Origin of the sequence: Winogradskyella haliclonae, from assembly GCF_014635865.1 — a bacterium.
GTDB lineage: Bacteria > Bacteroidota > Bacteroidia > Flavobacteriales > Flavobacteriaceae > Winogradskyella > Winogradskyella haliclonae.
In genome coordinates this window covers 197,866-221,701 of record NZ_BMDQ01000001.1, presented here as the reverse complement: position 1 = coordinate 221,701, position 23,836 = coordinate 197,866, and the positions used below count along the sequence as shown (strand labels likewise).

Annotated in this window: 22 protein-coding genes and 1 tRNA gene; 15 read left to right on the top strand and 8 right to left on the bottom strand. The window is 33.7% G+C overall.

The features are described from left to right. The first annotated feature begins 43 nt into the window (after positions 1-43). Both IEV10_RS00985 and IEV10_RS00980 read left to right on the top strand, forming a co-directional pair. Positions 44-1,099, top strand: a complete 1,056-nt coding sequence (locus tag IEV10_RS00985; RefSeq protein WP_188372826.1) for an NAD(P)/FAD-dependent oxidoreductase — start codon at positions 44-46, stop codon at positions 1,097-1,099. Next, complete coding sequence (locus IEV10_RS00980; protein ID WP_188372825.1) at positions 1,099-1,434, top strand: 2Fe-2S iron-sulfur cluster-binding family protein; 336 nt, start codon at positions 1,099-1,101, stop codon at positions 1,432-1,434. Before IEV10_RS00985 ends, IEV10_RS00980 begins: the two co-directional genes overlap by 1 nt. Here the strand turns inward: IEV10_RS00980 and IEV10_RS00975 are convergent, their stop codons facing one another. From IEV10_RS00975 to IEV10_RS00955, 5 genes are all read right to left on the bottom strand, one after another. Further along, positions 1,435-2,334: a metallophosphoesterase family protein gene (locus IEV10_RS00975; RefSeq protein ID WP_188372824.1), complete on the bottom strand. Its 900-nt coding sequence runs from the start codon at positions 2,332-2,334 to the stop codon at positions 1,435-1,437. Positions 2,335-2,415: 81 nt separating this feature from the next. Further along, positions 2,416-3,594: an acyl-CoA dehydrogenase family protein gene (locus IEV10_RS00970; protein WP_188372823.1), complete on the bottom strand. Its 1,179-nt coding sequence runs from the start codon at positions 3,592-3,594 to the stop codon at positions 2,416-2,418. Positions 3,595-3,708: 114 nt separating this feature from the next. Continuing rightward, entirely contained in the window at positions 3,709-4,368 is a 660-nt protein-coding gene (locus IEV10_RS00965; protein ID WP_188372822.1) for a tRNA1(Val) (adenine(37)-N6)-methyltransferase, read from the bottom strand. A 59-nt stretch (positions 4,369-4,427) separates the two neighbouring features. After that, positions 4,428-4,955, bottom strand: coding sequence for a ribosome maturation factor RimM (gene rimM, locus IEV10_RS00960; protein ID WP_188372821.1), 528 nt, complete (start codon positions 4,953-4,955; stop codon positions 4,428-4,430). A gap of 68 nt (positions 4,956-5,023) precedes the next feature. Beyond that, a complete protein-coding gene (locus IEV10_RS00955) occupies positions 5,024-5,524 on the bottom strand; it encodes a 30S ribosomal protein S16 (protein ID WP_188372820.1) in 501 nt (166 codons plus the stop codon). Between the two features lie 169 nt (positions 5,525-5,693). Here IEV10_RS00955 and IEV10_RS00950 point away from each other — a divergent pair, with 169 nt between their 5' ends. The 9 genes from IEV10_RS00950 to IEV10_RS00910 all read left to right on the top strand — a co-directional run bounded on the left by IEV10_RS00950 (position 5,694) and on the right by IEV10_RS00910 (position 17,655). Beyond that, positions 5,694-6,767, top strand: coding sequence for a DUF6252 domain-containing protein (locus IEV10_RS00950; RefSeq protein ID WP_188372819.1), 1,074 nt, complete (start codon positions 5,694-5,696; stop codon positions 6,765-6,767). A gap of 162 nt (positions 6,768-6,929) precedes the next feature. Continuing rightward, the gene (dnaE, locus tag IEV10_RS00945) at positions 6,930-11,315 is read left to right on the top strand and encodes a DNA polymerase III subunit alpha (RefSeq protein WP_188372818.1); all 4,386 of its coding nucleotides are present in this window, start codon (positions 6,930-6,932) and stop codon (positions 11,313-11,315) included. A 130-nt stretch (positions 11,316-11,445) separates the two neighbouring features. Beyond that, positions 11,446-11,763: a thioredoxin gene (trxA, locus tag IEV10_RS00940; RefSeq protein WP_188372817.1), complete on the top strand. Its 318-nt coding sequence runs from the start codon at positions 11,446-11,448 to the stop codon at positions 11,761-11,763. A 68-nt stretch (positions 11,764-11,831) separates the two neighbouring features. Beyond that, positions 11,832-12,761, top strand: coding sequence for a DUF58 domain-containing protein (locus IEV10_RS00935; protein WP_188372816.1), 930 nt, complete (start codon positions 11,832-11,834; stop codon positions 12,759-12,761). 75 nt (positions 12,762-12,836) lie between these two features. Then, a tRNA-Asp gene (locus tag IEV10_RS00930) sits at positions 12,837-12,910 on the top strand. A gap of 256 nt (positions 12,911-13,166) precedes the next feature. Then, entirely contained in the window at positions 13,167-14,342 is a 1,176-nt protein-coding gene (locus tag IEV10_RS00925; protein ID WP_188372815.1) for an FG-GAP repeat domain-containing protein, read from the top strand. A 303-nt stretch (positions 14,343-14,645) separates the two neighbouring features. Next, positions 14,646-14,819 (top strand): hypothetical protein, encoded by a 174-nt coding sequence (locus IEV10_RS00920; RefSeq protein ID WP_188372814.1) that lies wholly within the window; start codon positions 14,646-14,648, stop codon positions 14,817-14,819. A gap of 125 nt (positions 14,820-14,944) precedes the next feature. Next, the gene (locus IEV10_RS00915) at positions 14,945-16,966 is read left to right on the top strand and encodes a tetratricopeptide repeat-containing sensor histidine kinase (protein ID WP_188372813.1); all 2,022 of its coding nucleotides are present in this window, start codon (positions 14,945-14,947) and stop codon (positions 16,964-16,966) included. Positions 16,967-16,986: 20 nt separating this feature from the next. Further along, complete coding sequence (locus tag IEV10_RS00910) at positions 16,987-17,655, top strand: response regulator (RefSeq protein WP_188372812.1); 669 nt, start codon at positions 16,987-16,989, stop codon at positions 17,653-17,655. A 236-nt stretch (positions 17,656-17,891) separates the two neighbouring features. Here IEV10_RS00910 and IEV10_RS00905 read toward each other — a convergent pair whose 3' ends face one another. Next, positions 17,892-18,389 carry a DUF456 domain-containing protein gene (locus IEV10_RS00905; protein ID WP_188372811.1) on the bottom strand — a complete coding sequence of 166 codons (498 nt, stop codon included), beginning with the start codon at positions 18,387-18,389 and terminating at the stop codon, positions 17,892-17,894. A gap of 130 nt (positions 18,390-18,519) precedes the next feature. On the opposite strand from IEV10_RS00905, the gene IEV10_RS00900 reads away from it, so the two are divergent. The 4 genes from IEV10_RS00900 to IEV10_RS00885 all read left to right on the top strand — a co-directional run bounded on the left by IEV10_RS00900 (position 18,520) and on the right by IEV10_RS00885 (position 22,185). Then, entirely contained in the window at positions 18,520-18,879 is a 360-nt protein-coding gene (locus IEV10_RS00900; protein ID WP_188372810.1) for a BlaI/MecI/CopY family transcriptional regulator, read from the top strand. 1 nt (position 18,880) lies between these two features. Beyond that, positions 18,881-20,488 carry a M56 family metallopeptidase gene (locus IEV10_RS00895; protein ID WP_188372809.1) on the top strand — a complete coding sequence of 536 codons (1,608 nt, stop codon included), beginning with the start codon at positions 18,881-18,883 and terminating at the stop codon, positions 20,486-20,488. Between the two features lie 16 nt (positions 20,489-20,504). Continuing rightward, positions 20,505-21,638, top strand: coding sequence for a tetratricopeptide repeat protein (locus tag IEV10_RS00890; RefSeq protein ID WP_188372808.1), 1,134 nt, complete (start codon positions 20,505-20,507; stop codon positions 21,636-21,638). Positions 21,639-21,711: 73 nt separating this feature from the next. Further along, a complete protein-coding gene (locus tag IEV10_RS00885) occupies positions 21,712-22,185 on the top strand; it encodes a hypothetical protein (protein ID WP_188372807.1) in 474 nt (157 codons plus the stop codon). A 4-nt stretch (positions 22,186-22,189) separates the two neighbouring features. Here the strand turns inward: IEV10_RS00885 and IEV10_RS00880 are convergent, their stop codons facing one another. Together IEV10_RS00880 and IEV10_RS00875 are read right to left on the bottom strand one after the other, a co-directional pair. Continuing rightward, a complete protein-coding gene (locus tag IEV10_RS00880; RefSeq protein WP_188372806.1) occupies positions 22,190-22,930 on the bottom strand; it encodes a Bax inhibitor-1/YccA family protein in 741 nt (246 codons plus the stop codon). 3 nt (positions 22,931-22,933) lie between these two features. Beyond that, entirely contained in the window at positions 22,934-23,818 is an 885-nt protein-coding gene (locus IEV10_RS00875; RefSeq protein WP_188372805.1) for a hypothetical protein, read from the bottom strand. Positions 23,819-23,836 lie beyond the last annotated feature (18 nt).

Genomic DNA, 23,836 nt, shown 5'->3' with positions numbered 1-23,836 from the left:
AAAGAAGCATAGTATTAGTTTTGCTTTTAATTATTACAATTCAATGATTACAACAGATATAATTATTATCGGTGCTGGCCCAACAGGGCTTTTTGCCGTTTTTGAGGCAGGTTTACTTAAACTTAAATGTCATCTTATTGATGCATTACCGCAACCAGGAGGACAGTGCTCTGAGATATATCCCAAAAAGCCGATTTACGATATCCCTGCATACCCAGAAATTTTAGCTGGGGATTTAACAGATAAGTTACTAGAGCAGTGCAAGCAGTTTGAGCCAGGATTTACATTAGGAGAACGTGCAGAAACCATAGATAAGCAAGACGACGGAACATTTATTGTTACAACCAATAAAGGGACCAAACATCAAGCACCTGTTGTTGCTATTGCAAGCGGATTGGGAAGTTTTGAGCCTCGCAAACCCTTACTAGATAATATTACAGATTTTGAAGATAAAGGTGTAGAATACATCATCAAAGAACCTGAACTCTATCGTGGTAAAAATGTCATCATTGCTGGTGGTGGCGATTCTGCATTAGATTGGAGTATCTTTTTAGCTGATGTCGCAAAAAGTGTCACTTTGGTACATAGACGTAATGAGTTTAGAGGACATTTAGATTCTGTTGAAAAAGTTCAAGAATTAAAAAATTCTGGAAAGATTAATCTAATTACACCTGCAGAAATCACTGCGATTATTGGTGATGATAAGGTTGAAGCACTAGAAATCACTAAAAAAGATGAAGCGCCATTTACTTTAGAGACAGATCATTTTATTCCACTTTTTGGGTTATCACCTAAATTAGGGCCAATAGCCAATTGGGGATTAGAGATTGAAAAAAATGCTATTAAAGTTAATAATGCGTTAGATTACCAAACTAATATTCCAGGTATTTTTGCCATTGGTGATGGAAATATATATCCTGGAAAATTAAAACTGATTCTTTGTGGTTTTCATGAAGCGACATTAATGTGTCAAGCAGCTTATAAAATTATAAATCCAGGAAAACGCTACGTTTTAAAGTACACAACTGTAGCTGGTATTGATGGTTTTGATGGTACGCGAAAAGAAGCACCTAAAGCTGTGGTAAAAACAATTGATTAATGGATAGTAGTGATATAAATATTACAATTATTGATCGTGATGGTGTAAAACATTATATCGAAGCACCTACAGATATGGCTATGAATTTGATGGAGGTGGTTCGTAGTTATGAGCTTGCTCCAGAAGGTACTATTGGTGTTTGCGGAGGTATGGCCATGTGCGCATCTTGCCAATGTTATGTCAATTCCGAACATAGCTTACCAGAAATGCTGGACGATGAAGAGGCGATGCTTTCTGAAGCGTTCTATGTAAAAGATAATAGTCGTTTAGGATGCCAAATACATATTTCACCAGAACTTGAAGGTTTAGAAGTAGAACTGGCGCCTGAGAGTTAATTACTCAGTTTTATAATCCATTAACTTTGTTGGTCCTTCTAAAAGGATTCGTACAATTTTTAGCGTACCATCATCGGCAGTAGCAATTTGCCATTTTATAAGTGAGATCGCGCCATTTTCGATTTCAAGACCAGTGATGCTTCTCGGATGGACACAGCTACCGTCATTAAAAAAAGCGATATCGCCAGGTTCAGGAAAACGCGGTCTATGTGTATGCCCAGCTATGGTAACTAAGTTGTTATTTTCTGTGATCCACTTTTTAGTACGCCGTTCAACTTTTATAAGTTCCTTATAATTTTTGGCTGGACTTGTAGGGTCTGCAATACCCATAACATTCAATGGTTTCCAGAGCACGCGTACCATAAAACGGCTGACTTTCCAAAACAAATAATTCCACCAATCTGCTTGATGACCATGACATAGAAATAATTCTTGACTAGTTTCAGAATGCTTTAAAACGATACCTTCATGGTATGTAATGTCGCAAAACAAGTCTTTGTTTTCGCCAGTTTTTGCATCAAAATAGGTGTTTAGGTGTTTGTTAACGTAATTCTGATTACGATACACCATATCATGATTCCCCCATATCATATGTAATCTGCCTTCATCATGAAATTGTTTCATGAGCATATAAACATTTTTGTGCGCATGCAGGATAGATTCAAATGAAAGATTTTCCCATAGTTCATCACCGTCACCTAATTCAGCATAATTAAAGCCTTCATTATAGTAATGTTTTAACGCATGAAAATAGATATTTCTGTTATTGGCAAAATCATCAGCAAAGCTATTATCGCCACGATGACAATCACTAAATAAGATATATTTACTAGAGTCATTAAAAAAAATGACTTTCGCTTCATTGTAAGCTTTATCTAATCGTTTTTTTGCTGAAAACATGGTAGTAAATGTAAATAAAAAAATGCTTCATGATGAGATGAAGCATTTTCAATATTATATTTTAAAAAATCGTTTAGAGACTTATTTAAATGCATTTAAACCCGTAACGTCTAAACCGGTAATTAGTAGATGTATATCGTGTGTGCCTTCGTAAGTAATTACACTTTCTAGATTCATCATATGGCGCATAATACTATATTCTCCACTGATGCCCATACCACCTAACATTTGTCTAGCTTCGCGAGCAATTTTAATGGCCATCTCCACATTATTACGCTTTGCCATAGAGATTTGTGCTGATGTGGCTCTATTTTCATTTTTTAATTGCCCTAAACGAAAAGCTAATAATTGCGCTTTGGTAATCTCAGTAATCATCTCGGCCAATTTCTTTTGCTGAAGCTGAAACTGTCCAATAGGTTTGCCAAATTGTATACGTTCTTTACTATATCTTAATGCCGTGTCATAACAATCCATAGCGGCACCAATTGCGCCCCAAGCAATACCATAACGCGCAGAGTCCAAACATCCAAGAGGTGCTCCCAAACCAGATTTGTTTGGCAATAAGTTCTCTTTTGGGACTTTGACATTATCGAAAATAAGCTCTCCAGTTGCAGAAGCTCTTAAAGACCATTTGTTATGTGTCTCAGGCGTAGAAAATCCTTCCATTCCGCGTTCTACAATAAGGCCGTGGATACGACCTTCTTCGTTCTTTGCCCAAACCACAGCTACATTGCAAAATGGCGAATTTGAAATCCACATTTTTGCACCATTTAAAAGATAATGATCTCCCATATCTTTAAAATTGGTGGTCATGCCACCAGGATTACTACCATGGTCAGGTTCTGTTAATCCAAAACTTCCCATCCATTCTCCAGTGGCCAATTTTGGCAGGTATTTTTTGCGTTGCTCTTCAGTGCCATATTTCCAAATAGGATACATGACTAAAGACGATTGTACAGAAGCTGTACTTCTTACACCAGAATCGCCACGCTCAATCTCCTGCATGATTAAGCCATAAGAAATTTGGTCTAATCCTGCGCCACCATATTCTTCGGGAATGTAAGGTCCAAAAGCACCTATTTCGGCCAATCCGCCAATAATGGATTTTGGAAATTCTGCTTTCTGAGCAGCATCTTCAATTATTGGAGATATGTCACGTTTTACCCATTCGCGAGCAGCGTCACGAACTAGTTTATGTTCTTCTGAGAATAAATCATCAAGATTATAATAATCTGGAGCTTCAAATACGTCTGGTTTCATTATAAAATACGTTTAAATACTTAGCTGAAAAATAGTAATGGATACTTAGATTTTTTTTAAATACCTATTATGGGTCAAATGTAACGAAAACGTTTGCAGTGGACAACCAATACATTACATTTTAAGGTAGAAATCTTTGGTAAGATTTATATAACCTTCTGTGTAATTGTGTCTTCCGTTTTCGATAATTAATTCTGAAGTTTCTATAGTTGTGTTTTGAAATGAGAATTCGATTAAACTACGTTTAATATCTGCTTCGGGATTTCCTCTTACATGAAGAATACGTTTTGGAAATAAATTTACTTTAGATGCAAGTTTAATAAAGTCTTTTTCCTCTTTATACGGAATGATAACAGAGAATAATCCACTTATAGATAGCAATTGAGAAGCAGCATATATTAAATGCTCAAAAGGCATAGCGTCTGTAAATCTGGCCAAATCTCTAGAAATAGTTTCTGTTTTATAGTTTTCAGAATAAAATGGCGGATTACAAATAATAGTGTCGTATTTATCATCAACTTCTTCAACATACTCTAATAGTGAAGCATGATAACAAAATAACCTGTCACCCCAAGGTGAATTTTCAAAATTATCTGCACATTGTTCAAATGCATCCGCATCTATTTCTATAGCTTCTATGAGTTGTGCATTGCTTCTTTGTGCCAACATTAATGATAAGATTCCTGTCCCAGTACCAATATCTAAAACTGAAAATGGACGATTCTCAATAGATGTCCATGCACCAAGTAAAACACCATCTGTACCAATTTTCATAGCACAACGGTCTTGATTAACGGTAAATTCTTTGAATTTGAAAGGCTTGGAGCTCACTATTAAGAAAGGTATAAATCTATTAATCCCTCAGGTGTATTTACCATAACAGTTTTATTGTCTTTGTCTATTTTGACGATAAATTCATCATTCATAGGAATAAGAATTTCAATACCGTTTCTGTCAACTTCAAATAAAGCTTGAGCGGTACTGTCATTGACGCCTACAATTTTCCCAACCTCACCAAAATTTTCATCATTCATTGTAAAACCAATAACCTCATGAAAATAAAATTTGTTGCCTTCAAGTTTTGGGAGTAAGTCTAAAGGAAGGTAAAGGTCAGATTTTAAAAGCGCATCTGCATCAGCTTCGTTATCAACATCTTCAAGCTTTAATCGTAATAAATCGGATTTATGTAATTGAGATGTTTCAATAAAAAAAGGCACAAGATTCCCTCTTAGGTCTATAAAAATAGCATCCAGATTATCATATAAATCAGGCTCATCCGTATCGAGTTTAGCTAAAAGCTCACCTTTAAAACTATATTTCTTTACTATTTTCCCTAAGTAAAAACAATCGTCTTTTTTCATAAGAATAATTGAAATAAAAAAACCCAGGCGTTTAAACGTCTGGGTTTAAAAGTATAAAAATAATTTTTTTATTCTTCTTCGTTAGATGCTGTAGTTTCTTCTGCAACTTCTTCTTCAACTACAGGAGTAGCCGCTGCGATACGTGCATCGTTAACTGCTTTTTCAGCTTCTAATGCTTTAGCTCTTGCCTCAGCATCTGCTTTAGATAAGCCATCCGCTTTTGCTTGAACTTTAGCTGCTTTTTCTTCTAACCAAGCATCAAACTTTGCTTGTGCTTGTTCTTCAGTTAAAGCTCCTTTTTTAACACCACCAGCTAAATGCTTCTTTAATAAAGCACCTTTATAAGATAAAATAGCTCTCGCTGTATCTGTTGGTTGTGCTCCGTTATCTAACCATTTAACAGCACCATCAACATCTAATTCGATAGTTGCCGGGTTACTATTTGGATTGTAAATTCCTAATTTCTCTAGGTATCTACCATCTCTTTTTGAGCGAGCATCTGCCGCTACAATCCAATAAAAAGGTTTTCCTTTTTTACCGTGTCTTTGTAATCTGATTTTTACAGGCATAATAATTAATTAGGTGAGGTTCTCGACCTCTGTTATTAATGAGGGCGCAAAGATAGTATATTTTTTTAATTTTCAAGACTTTATATTATATAAAGAAATCTCAAAAAAATAATATACTTTTGACGGCAATCAAACGTTGTAAACATAGATATTTTTAAAGTAATTAAAAATGAATAAGAATCTACTTTTAGTGTTACTGGTTTCTATATTTTTTGGCTGTGCTGATGATGTAGAGTTTAATAACCCTGCTGTACAAGCAAATTTTGAAAGTCAATCATGGAGAGGTGTTGCTTTTAGTGCTGCTACTCAAGATGGCGGATTAGTTATTAGAGCAATTAGAGGTACAGAAACACTTTTGCTTTTTACAACCAGAACAGATGCAGGAGATTATCCTTTAGGAGGCACTAATCAAAGTGAAGCAAGGTATACAGCAGCAGACGGAACAGTATACTCTACATTAAACAATCAAGCGCCAAATCCACCTCCAGTGCAATTTACTTCTGATGGTTTAATAACAATCACGAATGTAGATTTGGTGAATAATACAGCTACGGGAGAATTTTGGTTTAATGCATTTACAGCAGATGGATTAAATTCAGTAAACTTTATTGATGGTGTGTTTTTTCGGGTTCCAATACTTCAAAACATATCTGAAACAACAGGCGGAACAACTTGTGCACTAGCAACAGATGTTGTTGCAATGTTGCAGACCCAAGTTATGGGAGGAGCCCCAAGTACATCTTTATGTTCGCAATTGGAAGCAGCTCTAGAAATACAACTGTTATCATGCGGTGATGCCAGTGGCGATATTCAAGCAATTTTAGATACTATTGATTGTAATGACGATGATGGAGATGGTATACCAAACTCATTTGAAGATGTAGATATGGATGGTAATTTAGATAATGATGATACAGATATGGATGGTACTCCTAATTATTTAGATGATGATGATGACAATGATGGCCTACTAACAATTTTAGATATAGGTGATTCTGATGGTGATGGTATCCCAAATCATTTAGAAAGAGATGATGATAATGATGGTATTTTAACTCAATTTGAAGATCCATTTACACCACTTGATACTGATGGTGATGGCATTATAAATTCTTTAGATAATGACGATGACGGTGATGGTATTCTGACAATTAATGAAAACCCTGACCCAAATGGAGATGGTGACCCTAGTGATGCGCTAGATACAGATATGGATGGTACGCCAGATTATCTTCAGAATTAAAAAAAATAAGTATAGAAAAAGCCACGCATTGCGTGGCTTTTTTTGTTTACAAGTGTTTATAACTTTAGTTTAAAAAAGTAGAAATTCTATGTAAGTTTATATGCTAAATTTCTTTGGATTTTTTTAGAGGTTATAGCTCAATAAAAAACGATTTAACTGCACATGTATTTAATTTTTGATACTGAAACTACAGGTTTGCCCAAGCGTTGGAATGCACCAATAACGGATACAGATAACTGGCCAAGAGCTATACAAATTGCTTGGCAGTTGCATGACGAGCTAGGTAATTGTATTGAACATCAAGATTATTTGATAAAACCTGACGGATTTAATATTCCCTATGATGCCGAGAAAATACATGGTATTTCTACAGAGCTTGCTCAAGAGCAAGGTATCGCTTTAACCGAAGTTTTGGAGAAGTTCAACATTGCGATGTCTAAAACAAAATTTATTGTAGGGCAAAATGTTGGATTTGATATTAATATCATGGGCGCAGAATATGTTCGTGGTGATATAGCAAATCCGCTACAGGAATTACCTGTTTTAGATACCTGTACTGAGCATACAGCAACCTTGTGCCAAATCCCTGGAGGTCGTGGCGGGAAATATAAACTCCCGACCTTAACAGAATTACATCAATTTTTATTCGACACACCATTTGACGAAGCACATAATGCAACTGCAGATGTAGAAGCCACAACACGATGTTTTTTGGAGTTGGTAAGACGAAGAGAATATACCAAAGAGCAACTCGATGTTCAGTCAGATTATTTTGAAGAATTTACACAAGCAAATCCTTCGCGAATAGAAGGTATAAAGCTTAATCATGTTAATCTTAAACGTGAGAGCTCAAAGATTAACGAACGTATTCAGAAAGAACAAGCTGATAGTGTTCCTGTAGAAACTAATAAAGAGAGTGCAGCAAAACTTGCAGATGTAGATTTTGTGCATTTACACAATCACTCCCAGTTTTCTATTCTTCAATCCACAATAAGCATAAAGGATTTAGTAGCAGCTGCGGCTAATGAAAACATGCCAGCAGTAGCTTTGACGGATCACGGAAACATGATGGGCGCATTTCATTTTGTAAGTGCAGTCTCTAATCATAACAAAAGTGTAAAAGCACAACATGCCGAAGCAGAAGAAAAAGGAGAAGTCAAAAAAGGCAATATCATAAAACCAATTATTGGCTGTGAGTTTTTTGTTTGCGAGAATCATGAAGACAAAACCCGAAAAGACAACGGCTACCAAATTGTACTATTAGCCAAAAACAAAAATGGCTATCACAATCTGGCAAAGTTATCTTCAGCTGCATTTACAAATGGCTTTTACTATGTGCCAAGAATAGACAAAGCTCTTATTGAGACCTACAAACAAGATTTAATTTGTTTAACAGGTAATCTTTATGGCGAAGTGCCTAGTAAGGTTTTAAATATTGGAGAAAAACAAGCTGAAGAAGCTTTGATTTGGTGGAAAGAGACCTTTCAAGACGACTTGTATATCGAGTTGATGCGTCACAATCAAGAGGACGAAAATCGTGTCAACCAGGTCTTAATCCAATTTGCAAAAAAGCATGATGTAAAACTCATTGCTACAAATAACACCTATTATGTAGAGCAGGAAAATGCTAATGCCCATGATATTTTACTCTGTGTTAAAGATGGAGAAAAACAAGCCACACCAATAGGACGTGGTCGTGGTTACCGATATGGATTGCCAAATCAAGAATACTATTTTAAGTCTTCTGAAGAGATGAAGGCTTTGTTTAGAGATATACCTGAAGCTATTATCAATATCGACGAGGTTGTAGATAAGGTCGAAGCTTATGAACTCGCAAGAGATGTATTATTACCAGCTTTCGACATTCCGGATGAGTTTAAAGATGAAGAAGATAATTTAGATGGTGGGAAACGAGGAGAAAATGCATACTTAAAACATCTCACATATGAAGGTGCAAAAAAGCGTTATGGAGATATTACTCCAGAAATAAAAGAACGTTTAGACTTTGAGTTGAGTGTTATTCAGAATACAGGTTATCCGGGTTATTTCTTAATCGTAGAAGATTTTATTCGCGAAGCCAGAAATATGGATGTGTCTGTAGGTCCTGGGCGTGGTTCTGCGGCCGGTTCTGTAGTCGCTTATTGTCTTTGGATTACAAATATTGACCCTATTAAATACGATTTACTTTTTGAGCGTTTCTTAAATCCAGATCGTATAAGTATGCCAGATATTGATATCGATTTTGACGATGAAGGTCGTGGCCGGGTTATGCAATATGTTATTGATAAATATGGTGCCAACCAAGTAGCACAGATTATTACTTATGGTACTATGGCAGCTAAATCTTCAATAAGAGATACCGCTCGTGTATTGGACTTACCATTAAATGAAGCTGACCATATCGCAAAGCTGATACCAAATATGTCCAAACTTGGAAAAATATTTGGGAAAAGTGAAAAAGAACTTGCAGGAAAATTTAGAGCGGAAGAACTAGATAAGGTTAATCAACTCCTTAATATTTCTGATGGAGAAGATCTACAAGCCGAAACCGTAAATCAAGCAAGAGTTTTAGAAGGTTCAGTAAGAAATACAGGTATTCATGCCTGTGGCGTTATTATTACACCGGGAGATATTACCAATTACGTTCCTGTATCAGTTGCAAAAGATTCTGATTTATACGTGACGCAGTTTGACAACTCAGTCGTAGAAAGTGCAGGCTTGTTGAAAATGGATTTTTTGGGATTAAAGACCTTGACATTAATTAAAGATACCGTTAAGATTGTAAAAGCAAAACATGGTATTAAACTTGACCCAGAGAATTTTCCCTTAGATGATGAAGAGACTTATGCACTTTTCCAACGCGGAGAAACCGTAGGGATTTTTCAGTATGAATCTCCAGGAATGCAAAAACACATGAAGCATTTAAAACCAACGGTTTTTGATGATTTAATTGCAATGAATGCGCTCTATCGTCCTGGTCCTATGGAATACATTCCAAGTTTTATTAGACGTAAGCATGGTGAAGAAGAGATTATTTACGATTTACCCGAAACTGAAGAATATCTAAAAGAAACTTACGGTATTACGGTGTATCAAGAGCAAGTAATGTTGCTCTCTCAGAAGCTAGCGGATTTTACAAAAGGCGAAGCCGACGTATTGCGTAAAGCCATGGGTAAAAAACAAAAGGCTGTACTTGATAAAATGAAACCCAAGTTTATCTCTCAAGCGGCAGCAAAAGGTATGGATGAGCAAAAACTTGAGAAAATCTGGAAAGATTGGGAAGCTTTTGCAAGTTATGCCTTTAACAAATCGCACTCTACATGTTATGCATGGATTGCCTACCAAACCGCATATCTAAAAGCACATTACCCTGCCGAATATATGGCAGCAGTATTGTCCAATAACATGAATGATATTAAGTCCGTAACTTTCTTTATGGAAGAATGTAAGCGTATGCGATTGCCAGTTTTAGGACCAAGTGTTAATGAAAGCTATTATAAATTCTCAGTAAATAAAGATAATGCCGTTCGTTTTGGGATGGGAGCCATAAAAGGCGTAGGTCATGGCGCGGTAAAAACTATTGTACAGAACAGAAAAGAAGACGGTAACTACAAATCTATTTTTGATTTGGCAAAACGTATAGATTTACGAGCGGCAAACAAAAAATCTTTTGAAGGCTTAGCTAATGCTGGTGGATTTGATTGTTTTGAAGACACACATCGAGCTCAATATTTTGCTCATGATGCTGATGGGATTACTTTCTTAGAAAAAGCCATGAAGTATGGTGTAAAGCATCAAGAAAATGAAAATTCAGCGCAAGTCAGTTTATTCGGCGAGGCTAGTGGTGTTGAGATTGCAGAACCTCAAGTACCTCCATGTGAAGATTGGGGAACCATGGAAAAATTATCTCGTGAAAAAGAAGTTGTAGGGATCTATATTTCTGGTCATCCGTTAGACGATTTTAAAATAGAAATGAAGTCTTTTTGTAATAGTGTTGTTGCCGATTTTAATGATTTAGAAGCTGCCGTAAACCAAAACTTAAAGTTTGGAGGTGTGGTTACAGATGTGCAACATCGTATTAGTAAACAAGGCAAAGGATGGGCTATATTTACGATAGAAGATTATACAGATAGTTTCGATTTTAGAATTTTTGGAGAAGATTATTTAAAGTTTAGACACTTCTTAGTTCAAAATTCGTTTGTGCATGTGCAAGCTTTTGTAAAAGAAGGTTGGGTCAATAGAGATACTGGTAAAAAAGGAGAGCCTCGCATTCAGTTTAATAATTTTCAGTTGCTACATGATGTTATGGATACTTATGCTAAGAAGCTGTCTGTGCAATTAGATATTAATGAATTAAAGGAAAACACAGTTCAAGATTTAGAGGAGATGTTTAAGATGCATCAAGGTACTAATTCATTGAATTTTATAGTGTATGACAGCGAAGACAAGATAAAACTTAGTATGCCTAGTCGAAAACAGAAAGTTAAAATTTCTCAAGAATTATTGAATGCCTTAACTGAAAACGATATTAAGTATAAGTTAAATTGATACAACTAAAAACAATAACTCTAAGCAATAGAATCATAGTCAAATCAAATACTGCAACTGTAAGGTTTGGCAGAATTTTTGACTAATATTGCATATTAAACTGAAGTAGAATACAATTAAAATAAATATTATGGCATTAGAAATAACAGATGCAACTTTTGAAGAGCAAGTATTAAATAGTGATAAGCCAGTAATGGTAGATTTTTGGGCAGCTTGGTGTGGGCCTTGTCGTATGGTTGGACCAATCATTGATGAGATTAGTTCTGAATATGATGGTAAAGCTGTTGTAGGTAAAGTAGATGTAGATGCTAATCAAGAGTTTGCTGCTAAATATGGTGTACGAAACATCCCAACTGTTTTGGTGTTTCAAAACGGAGAGGTTGTTGGTCGCCAAGTTGGCGTAGCGCCAAAAAACGCATATGCTGAAGCACTAGACGCACTTTTATAATAAAGACATCTAAAAGAAATGATAAAAGGTTTGCCAATACGGCAAACCTTTTTTAGTTTCGGTAACTCATGGATTTACAAAAAGAACTTAATAAGGCAGGAGGCTTTAAAAATCTAGAATTGTTAGCTAAACAAGTTGTTGAAGGTTTTATAGCTGGGATGCATAAAAGTCCGTTTCATGGATTTTCGGCCGAATTCGCAGAACATAAAATTTATAACCAAGGCGAAAGCACAAAACATATAGATTGGAAGTTATACGCTAAGACAGATAGATTGTATACGAAGCGCTATGACGAAGAAACAAACCTACGCTGTCATCTTATTATAGATAATAGTCCCTCAATGCATTATCCTGAGTTGTCTCATAATTCGATAAATCATCTTAATAAAATAGGATTTTCGGTATTGGCATCGGCATCATTGATGCATATTCTTAAGAAGCAGAGAGATGCTGTTGGTCTAAGCATTTATAGTGATAAATACGATTTCTATTCACCAGAAAAAGGAAGTGAACGCCATCACCATATGCTATTGTCTAAGTTGAGTGATGTAGTTTCAAATAAGACAGCATCAAAAACAACAGAAACTTATAAATACCTGCATCAAATAGCAGAAAAAATTCATCGCCGCTCTTTAATTTTTGTGTTTACTGATATGTTTCAAACGTCTGAAGATGATGAAAAAATATTTGAAGCATTAAGACATTTAAAACATAATAAGCATGAAGTAGTTGTATTTCATGTTTTTGATAAGCAAAAAGAACTTGCTTTTGATTTTGATAACAGGCCTAAACGATTTGTGGATGTAGAGACAGGAGAGACCATAGATTTATATCCAGATACGATTAAAGAGAACTATGAAAAAGCTGTTTCTGAGTATTTTGATAATCTAAAATTACGTTGTGGTCAATACAGAATTAAGTATGTAGAAGCCGACATCAACAAAGGTTTTGACAAGATACTTACCACATATATGATTGAACGGCAAAAATTTATATAAATAAAGCAATATTTTTTTCCATTTAGTTTGCGGAATTAAAAATGCAATGTATATTTGCCCTCGCAATTAAGCAACGGTCTGGTAGTTCAGTTGGTTAGAATATCTGCCTGTCACGCAGGGGGTCGCGGGTTCGAGTCCCGTCCAGACCGCAAAAATTGCTAAGGCTCTAAGAAATTAGAGCTTTTTTTAGCAATAAAGATGTTGTGTTGTTCTAGGAGAAATCCTAGAGTAGTTGTAAGACTCCTAAGCGATTAGGATTTTACCAATGAGAAGCTTTCCTTTTTTCTTTACAGAAAATTGGGATGCTTTTTTGTTTTATGGTAATACACAGCTTAATAATTAAGAAATATTTACCATCTTTTTTTTAATGTTTTAGTTACTTTAGGAGCATATAGAAAACTTAAAATGAAGCAGCTAATAGTTTTTATAACCGGAATCTATTGTCTTAATATCAGTGGACAATCATTAAGAGAAGTATCATCGACACATTTGCCAGAAATAGCTAAAAAACCCTATAATTCTATGGATGCTAGCATAGCAGATATAGATACTGATGGCGATCTTGATATTGTTATTGCTGTAGAGTTTTATAAAAATATCATTTTGTTGAATGACGGTGAGGGCAACTTCAAAGATGGTTCAAGTAGGCTTCCAGATAAAATTGCAGTAGCAAATACAAAACCTTATCAATACTATCCGTATCACGATTCCGAAGATGTGACGCTAGAAGACATTGATAAAGATGGGTTGTTAGATATGCTTTTCGTTACTGAAGATGATAAAACCAACGAACTCTACCTCCAACAAAAGAATGGCACATTTAAAGATGTTTCAGATCAATTTCCCGTCGCTAATGTATCAAATGCTTTGATTAAAGGCGATTTTGATAGCGACGGTTGGGTAGATTTTATTGTTGGTAATAATGGTCAGAATAATTATCTAAAAAATAACAAAGGTGTTTTAGTGGATGACACTAATAAAAGATTGCCTATTATCTTTGATGTCACTCAAGATGTTGAAGTCGGAGATTATGATAATGATGGTGATTTGGATGTATTAGTTGGTAATGAGGATGATAATCGATTGTTGCAAAATAATGGTAAAGGTGTTTTTACTGATGTCACCGAACAACTTTTTAAGAGTGGTATTTCTGAAGAAACTCGGGAAGCTGATTTTGCAGACATAGATAATGATGGCGATTTAGATATTTATTTTGCAAATGTTATGATGTTTACAAAAAAGAGCCCGATACAACGCTTACTTATTAATGAGAACGGAAAATATACGGATAAAGGCGCTGAGCAATTAAAATTTAATGCTATCAGCGGCTTATTAGATGCTGATTTTTATGATATAGATAATGATGGCGACCAAGATTTATTACTTGGTAAACTAGATGGATTTTCTATAGGCATAAATAATGGCAAAGGCGTTTTTGAAGAGCGAACAAACACATTTCTTCAGCAGCCTATTAATACTATTATTGTAGATATTGAAGTCGCCGATTTTAATAAAGATGGAAAACCAGACATCTATTTGGCTTGTTTTCGAGGTCCGGATAAGTTATTATTAGGCCAATAATAATTGCAATTTTTTAAGTTTTTTGAGTGATTATTCATTAAAAATACGCATTTAATCGATAAAAATACGCATTTAATCGAATAAAAGAGGTTTTGCCATTAGGTTTTCTTTAGCTTGCAGGTTCTTAAGTAAGGCCCTAAATCACTTATTCAAGAAATTTTATTAATCCATTGACACTCTAACAGTTCTGTTAGATGAATTCTTTTTAGTACGGTTGTTTGGAAAATAACCCAAACATGACTGTGTCTTATAAGTTTAAGGCACCATTAAAAAAAGACCAATATTAAACTAAAAAGAATACTTATGAAAACTTTAAAAATTACCTTATTATTAGTTGCTGTTGTAGTACTTACTGTATCTGTAGTTTCAAAAGATGCTGTTGCTCAGGAAGAGAAAATTACATATAAGAAGGACAATTCAAATTATGATTTATTAGTTCTGAATAAAAAGAAGAGACAAGTAGAACAACAAGGATAAAAACAACAAGGATAAATTAATTCCTTAATATCATATTTTAGCTCTTATAATATACATAAGGGCTTAATTTGTAACAGTTAAATAAAATTATTCTAAATTTGAGATTATTAAATTAGTTTAAAATTTTGAATTTAAAATTTTGCTTACTCTTTTTTCTATTAATATATTTTAATGTAATTTCTTCACAAAGTAAATCATCCTATGATAGTATACTTAAATTAAGAAAATTATCTCAGAATAGTAATATTTCGTTTGACGAGCAAATTAAATTTGCTGAAGAGGCAATAAAACTTTCTTATGAATTAAATCAAGATTCAGTAATATTAAAAAGTGGAAGAATATTATCTCTTGCTTATTATAATGGCGGAAAAGATAGTTTATATTTAAGAATTAATTACCAAAATCTAAGTTTAGCTAATAAAATTAAAGACTCATCGTCATTAGAAATAGTTAATTCTAATTTAGGAGCATTTTTTCATAGTAAAGAACAAAACGATAGTGCGTTCTATTATTACTCTAAAGCACTTAAGTTATTTGATAAGTCTAGAAATATTGATGGTAAAGCTAGAACTTTACTTAACATAGCTGACATTCAAGAAACTGAGAAAGATTACATAGGGGCTGAAGAGAATGCTGTAGAAGCTATTCGTCTATTAAACTCTACTGAGATAGATGAAAATGCTAGAGAGCGCCTATGGATACTTAATAACTTAATAGGTATTATATCGTTAAAGCTCAAAAACTATGATAAAGCCATAGAATACCATAACAAGGCACAAAAGATTGCTAAGAAAATGGAATATGGTTATTATAATAATTTATATTCTATCAATAATAAAGCTATTGCTTACAGACATAAAGAAGAAATAGATAAATCTATTGAATTGTATGAGCAAGTTATTTCAGAAGACAGTTTAAATTACTACGACTCTTCTTTTTATGCAATTACATTAGGGAATCTTGCTTATACTAAATCATTTAAACTAGATAGAAATATAGATGAAATTAAGAATATATTCTATTTAGGAAAAAACATGAGTGATACTATAGCTGACCCTTTAACTAAACTAGGTATTGCAATAGATTTGTCAAGATTTTATTTGGATATAAAAGAATCTGATTCTGCTCTATATTATGCAGACAGAAGTTATAAAATTTCTGATGCTATTTCTAATAATGAACTTAAATTAGAATCATTATTGCTACTGTCTGAACTAGATAAAGAGGATAGAGCTAGTAGCTATTTAACAGAATATATTAAGCTTTCTGATAGTTTATTAAATGTAGAAAGAAACAAAAGAAACAAATTCGCTCGTATAGAACTTGAAACTGACCAACTCGAAGCTAAAAACAAACAAATATCTCGAGACAATTTTTACCTACTATTATTATCTGCTGGGCTTTTACTTACGGGGATATTGGTATATGTGGTTATTTCGCAACGTGCCAAAAACAAAGAGCTAAAATTGGTACAAGCACAACAAGAGGCCAATGAAGAGATTTATAATCTTATGCTTAATCAGCAAGACAATGTAGAAGAAGCCAGAGCACAAGAGAAGATTAGAGTGTCTAAAGAGTTGCATGATGGTGTTTTGGGCAGATTGTTTGGCGCAAGATTAAGCTTAGATAGCCTCAATTTTTCCGAAGGGAAAGAGGCCATGATGAACAGGGCTAATTACATTGGCCAGCTTAAAACCATAGAAGATGATATCCGTAAAATATCTCATGAGATGAATACCGATTTTGTTGCGGGTTCTGGGTTTATGGATATTGTCTCCGAACTTATAGATAACCAAACTAAAGCCTACGGTTTTACTTATGATTTTAATTACACAGATGATTTTAGTTGGGAGTTTGTACCCAATAAAACGAAGATAAATATCTATCGAATCATCCAAGAATCCATGCAAAACACCTACAAACACGCTGAGGCTAAGCATGTTAAAATTGATATTTTAAGACAAAAAGATGAAATAAATATCTATATTGTAGATGACGGTAAAGGTTTTGATACATCCAAATCTAAAAAAGGTATCGGTCTAAAAAATATGGCCTCTCGAGTTTCAGAAATCGGAGGTAAGATTTCATTTTCTTCAGAACCAGGAAATGGAACCACTGTCAAAGTAAAAATCCCCTATTCAGTCTAAATCAACCTACTAAACTAAAGATGCAAGAATTTAAAATCTTAATGGTAGACGATCATCCTATTATTATAGAAGGATACATGAACGTCTTAATGGCAACAAAAGCCGAAAATCAGAATCTAGAAATTGATACTGCTAATAATTGTGATATGGCAGAAATAATGATCAATAGAGCAGCAAAAGATGTGCATTATGACATCTGCTTTTTTGACATTAGCTTACCACCATCTCAAGATGGAAGATATACTTCAGGAGAAGATTTGGCAAAATTGGCTAAAAAGATGATGCCAGAAACAAAGGTTATTATTTTAACCATGTTTAATGAATCATTTAGAATACATAATATTATTAGAGAGATTAATCCTGACGGGTTTTTGATTAAGAGTGATTTAACGTCTATGGAATTAGCAGATGCTTTTCAGCACATCATAAAATCACCGCCATATTACAGTAGTACTGTACACAATTATGTAAAACAGACGCTTACAAGTGAAATATATGTCGATGATATTAATAGAAAAATACTGTATCTACTATCGCAAGGCATAAAAACAAAAAGCTTGCTTGACCATATTGCATTATCAATGAGTGCTATTGAAAAACGGAAAAAGCAACTCAAGTTATTGTTTTCTGTTGAAGACGGAAAAGATGAAACTTTGCTAGAAATGGCTAAAGAAAAAGGATTTATCTAAAAAAAATAGCACTTTTTTACAGCTTAAAAAATTTCCACAGCTACTGTCAATGTTGAAAACTACGGTTTTTCCGCATCAAGTCTACGGTTTTTCCGTAACATAAAGACAGAACGCTTCAGTAACTTTGTATGGTCAACAAGAATTAATTAATCCCTCTTAAGCAATTGTTGAATTAATAGCTTAAAAACCTGATAGGAAATCGACCGATGGTTCTTCTGTCAGGTTTTTTATTTGTATTAAACCCAACTTCCTGTGTGGTTTACAACTTTTACGATAAAAAGCCCTAGGTATACTACAGCAACAATAAATTTTAGAAATGTAGAAGTTATAAAGCCTAGAAAAGAACCAAAAGCAGCTTTTGTAGCTCTACTAACATCATTCTTGTGCATCAACTCTCCAATAAGTGCCCCAACAAATGGCCCAATAATTACACCAAAAGGAATTGGCGATAAAAGACCTATAATTAAACCTAGAGTTGTACCAATCATTCCAGATTTACTACCACCAAATCGTTTAGTACCAGCAGCAGGTATAATATAGTCGAGTATAAATATGAGTAAGGCCACAATAAATGTGACGATTAAGAATGCCTTACTTATTGCAATACCATTAGCATAGCTAAGTACAAATAAACCTGCCCAACTAGTTAACGGACCTGGCAGAACTGGTAAAAAGCTTCCTACTAATCCTAAAACCATTAAAAGTAAACCGGCAGTTATAATAATTAGTTCCATATACGTGTAAAAAATATACAGATATGACGCTAGTAGATGTTAAAAGTTACATTTTTTAAACTAAAAAATTAGTTGAAACTAAAATTTTAGTTATATTAGCGCTGTTATTCAACCAAATGCTTAGTTAAAAATGAAACAACTTACCAAAGCCGAGGAAGAAATTATGCAAACTCTTTGGCAGTTAAAAAAAGCCAATGTAAAATCTATTATAGATCTTTTACCAGAGCCAAAGCCTGCATATAACACTGTGTCAACAATTGTTAGAATCTTAGAATCTAAAGGTTTTGTAGATTATGAAAAGCAAGGCAAAGGCCATGTGTATTTTCCTATTGTTGATAAAGAACTGTATAGTAATCAATCGATTAACAAGTTGGTAGACAACTATTTTCAAGGATCATTTAAGAGTATGGTATCGTTTTTTGTTAAGAAGAATGATGTAGATGTTCAAGATATTGAAGCATTGCTTAAAGATATCAATAAACACGATTAGTATGTTACATTATATATTACAAGTAGTAGCGTTTCAGGTTGTATTTCTATTGGTTTACGATATGTTTTTAAAACGCGAAACATTTTTTAATTACAACAGAATGTATTTGTTGGGTACAGCAATACTTTCTTTTGTACTTCCTTTTATAAAGTTAGATACTATAAAAGCAGTAGTTCCAGAAGAGTTTGTAGTGGTATTGCCAGAAGTTATTATTGGTAATAGTAAGCAGCCAAGAGAATTAGATACTCAAATAGCTTTGCAAACAGGTGTTGTTTTAGATGAGCCTACTATGCCTATTTGGCAAATTGTTTTTTATTCAGGTGCGGTTTTAGCGACATTACTTTTTCTTTTTAAGTTTATAAAACTTTACTGGTTAAAATCAAACAATCCAAAGCGTTGGAGTGGTGACATACTTATTGTAAAGTTGCTTCAAAGTAATGCGGCATTTTCATTCTTCAATACCGTTTTTTTAGGCGAAAAAATTTCTGAAGAAGAACAACCTACTATCCTTAAACATGAGTTAGTTCATATAAAGCAATGGCATAGTGTAGACTTATTGTTATTTGAGATTATACGAATTGCATTTTGGTTTAATCCATTAGTTTATATGTATCAAAACAGAATTAGAGCACTACACGAATATATTGCGGATGAAACCGCTGTAAGACAAAACGGAAAAAAGAACTATTATCAGCAATTGCTAAATCAAGTATTTGAAACAAATAATATCTCTTTTACAAATACATTTTATAAAAAATCACTAATTAAAAAACGAATAAATATGTTAAGACAGTCAAAATCAAAACAAATAGCACTTATCAAGTACTCACTTTTAATTCCTGTAATTTTTTCAATGTTACTTTATGTATCATGTGAGAAAGGGGTCTCAGAAATTAATTCCGAACAAACATTAGATTTAGAGCAATATAGCTATACGCTATCTTTAGAAAGTCGTATGGATGCCGAAACAAAAAAAATTCATGATAATTATGAAAACTTTCTATATAACAATAAAGATTATGTGAGTTGGGCAGAAATAAATCATGAATCAGATGAAATTAGTTACTCAGTTCATCATAAAGATGAAAAGTTGCCAGAAGAATTTACTGAAACAGAAGTTGGTAATAAAGACGGTAATACTTATAAAATGTATATGAATGTTAAAAGTCCTTTTGACTTCTTTGCATCAAAGAAAAAGCGTGTTACAGAGATTGAGGAAATAGACCCAAGAGGTTTTGACGGGAAAACCGAAGTGCCATACGCTGTAATAGATAAAGCCCCTACATATGCTCAGTGTTCAAATCTAAGTGATGAAAAAGAAAAGAAAAGATGCACCTCACAAGCTATTGCTAAGTTTGTAAATAAAAACTTTAATATAAAGTTAGCATCCAGTCTTCAATTGGAAGGGCGTCAACGTATATCTGTATTTTTTAAGATAAATCAAGAAGGAGATATTACTGAAGTAAAAGCTAGAGCGCCTCACGAAGAACTTGAGGAAGAAGCAAAGAGAATTATTAATATGTTACCAAAGATGATTCCTGGAGAACATGCAGGTGAAGCTGTGACTGTGCCATATTCATTGCCAATAGTTTTTCAAATTCAGTCTTAATAAATAATCATAATAAATGGTAAAAAGACTTTTAGTACTAATTTTACTAATACAACTTAATGCCGAAGCTCAGTCTTCGGCATTGACTGTTGGAGATAGTTTATATGCCAATGGTAATTATTCAAAGGCAATAAAAGCTTATGAAAAGCATTCAAGTCAAAACCAAGTTTATGGTAAAATAGCAAAAGCATATCTCGCTATAGGTAACAATGGAAAAGCGTTAGAGAATTATAAAAAAGGAGTAGAAGCCAATCCTGAAGATGCTTTAATAAAGTTTGAATACGCAAAGTTGTTATTGCGCTCAAAACAATATAAAAATGCCTCAGACTTATTTGAAGAATTGATTTATATCGATTACAAAAATCCTAATTATCATTACCAAAAAGGTGTGGTATTAGAAAAGTTGAAGGATTCTACGTTTTTAAATCGGTATCTAACAGCATATCAATTAGACCAAACGCATCAAAACGCCATTTTCAAAATTGCAAAGTATTATCTTATAAGGCGTAAGCATCTAGCCTCGCATAAGTACATTGATAAAGGCTTAGAGAGTTATCCCGAAAATGTTGAATTAATTAGTCTTAAAGCTCAAAATTATTATCATCAAGACTACCAGAATGAAGCGAAGCTTTGGTTTAAAAAGTTGTTGGAGCTTGGTGAAGAATCTGAATTTATTCATGAAAAATTGAGCATACTCTTCGCTAAAAATTCTTATTATAAAGAGGCTATTTTTCATCGTAAAAAGGTACTAAACTATAACCCTTACGATGCAACTTCTATGTTTGTGATTGGGACCTATTATGAGCGATTAAATGACTTTAAAACTGCAGAGGAATTCATAAGAAAATCTTTAAAACTTCAGGATGTATCGCTAAATAAGGAATATGCTCAACTGGGCAGAATTCTCAATAGACAAGAAAAATATAAAGAAGCTATTAAAGCCTTTCAAAAAGCAGTAAAAGAAGACCCGACGGACACCTTTACTAGATTTAGCATCATATTTACTAAAGAACAATTTTATGCGGATAAAGAGGCCATAATAAAGCTTTATGAAGATTTTATAGCAAAGTATAAAGACGATAAGATTTCTAGATTTGCAGAAATGCATCTTAAAGAATTAAAAGAAAAAAACTTTTTAAAGAAAGATTAGTAAATACTTAAAACGAAGCCTCTCTAGTATCTTTTAACTAAAAATTGTACTTTTCCGTTTCAGAATTTTGTTGATGAAACGATTACTTGTTCTTATGACTCTGCTATTAATGTCTTGTGATTATTTCGAGAAGAAAAAAGTCAAAACCGAAGATATAGTTACGCAAGAATTAGAAACTATAGATTGGAATGCTGTAGATGAGTATCCAAGCTTTTCGGTATGTGACTCGGTTTCAGAAAAATTGGCTAGAAAATACTGTTTTGAAACCACGGTTTTAAATCACGTTAACAATTACCTCTCAAAACAAAGTATTGTGGTTTCTGAAGATGTGGAAGACACAATCTCAATAAAACTAGCTATTGACAAACTTGGAAACATTTCGGTTTTAGATATTAAAACAAAACCTGAAACTCGAGAAATTATTCCAGAAATAGATACGCTTTTAAGAGGTAGTATTTCTTCTTTACCCAAAATATTTGCCGCTATTAAAAGAAGGCAACATGTCAATACAGAATTTGTGTTACCAGTGATCGTTTCAATAAAATAAAGAATTACCTAAACCGTATCGCAAACTTCTGAAGTAATCTCAATGCTTCAACATATAACCAAATTAGTGTGGCTAATAAGCCCCAAGTGGCTAACCATTCTTTCTGTTTAGGCGCACGATTTTTATAGCGTTCTATATAATCAAAGTCTAAGAGTAAGGCAAAAGAAGCAACCAAAGCGGCAATAATATTAAAGCCAATGGCTAACCATGATGTTCCCCATATAAAAGTTCGTATACCAAAAAAACTAAGAATCCACGATACCAAATAAACCACCATAATACTAATGGTAGCCGTTATAATAACACTTCTCACTTTTTTAGTAACGACTATTATTCGTGTTTGGTAAAGCAATAACATTACAAAAAATGTAATGATAGTCACACCAATAGCTTGATAAGGCAATTCAGGAAAGTTTTTATGCGCATAAGCAGAAAATCCGCCAAGAAAAAATCCTTTAGCAATAATATAAAGAGGTACTAAAAAACCAGCCCACTGTGTCCTTACAGAGATAATAATACTAATGACTATTGATGCTAACATGCCGCCAAGGGTAAACCAACCTGTATCCCAGCCTTCGGTACTTAATTTCCAAATGTAAGATGTAATTGCAGCGATAACCAAAATCCCTAAAAGGGATTTGATAAACACTCCAAAAACAGTCATTTTTTTTGAAGAATCTCTACCATCATCCCAAAAATAGTCGTTAAAAATAGGATTTGAAGTACTCGAATTTCTTAAGCTCATAAATTATAAATTGAATTTGTAGCCTATCATAAAATCAGTTGGAAAGCTATCATTATTATCTAACCCAAAAGCATAAAAGCGGTCGTATAAAATAGAGATATAACTATTGTCCGAAATTTTAATATCTACACCAATTCCAAAAATAAAAGGTACATCAAATTCAGACTCTCTTTGGGTTTCAACTCCGATAGGAGTAGCAACATCATCAGTAAAAATAGGTCTATCCACCGAAAAACTATTTAATGTAGCAAATCGAGTTTGCGCATAAATATTAAACCCTTCTTTTCGTAAAAAACGCACCCGATAGCCTAATGAAAACTCAGTACTTTTATAATCGCCACTTGAGCCAAACGTCTGTCTAGCCTGTAGCATTCCGGAATGTATCGGATTGTCTGTGTCACCAAACAATTCTAATTCAGCAGCCAATTGCAAAGATGATTGGTCATCAATGTCTTCAACCAAAGGGTGGTTGGTTAAACCTCCGAAAAATGCTAGTCTAAAATTAACTTTGGAGTTGGTGTTTCTTACATTATAATCTATATCCACACTTTTGTTGTACTTATCTATAAAGCGTTTTAAGCTACCAGTAGTGAGTTTTACATTTTCAGCAGAAAGAGTACTTCCAGAAGTTAGATTATTTAATGCAGAGATGTATTCTTTGTTAAAAGCTCTTCCCTCACCTCTTGTATTTTTAAGTTCGGTTATTGTACCATCTTTAGTTTTTATAAAGTAGCGATATGTCCCGTTGGTTACTGTCCATAGTAAATCCAATTCACCATCAACTTCGGTTCGTAGTTCTAAGGTTTCTTCACCAACTTTATAGGTTTTTTGCGCATATCCAATAGCTATAAAGACTAAAAATAAACAAGAAAGAATAATCTTTTTCATGACGTTAGGTTTTTGGGA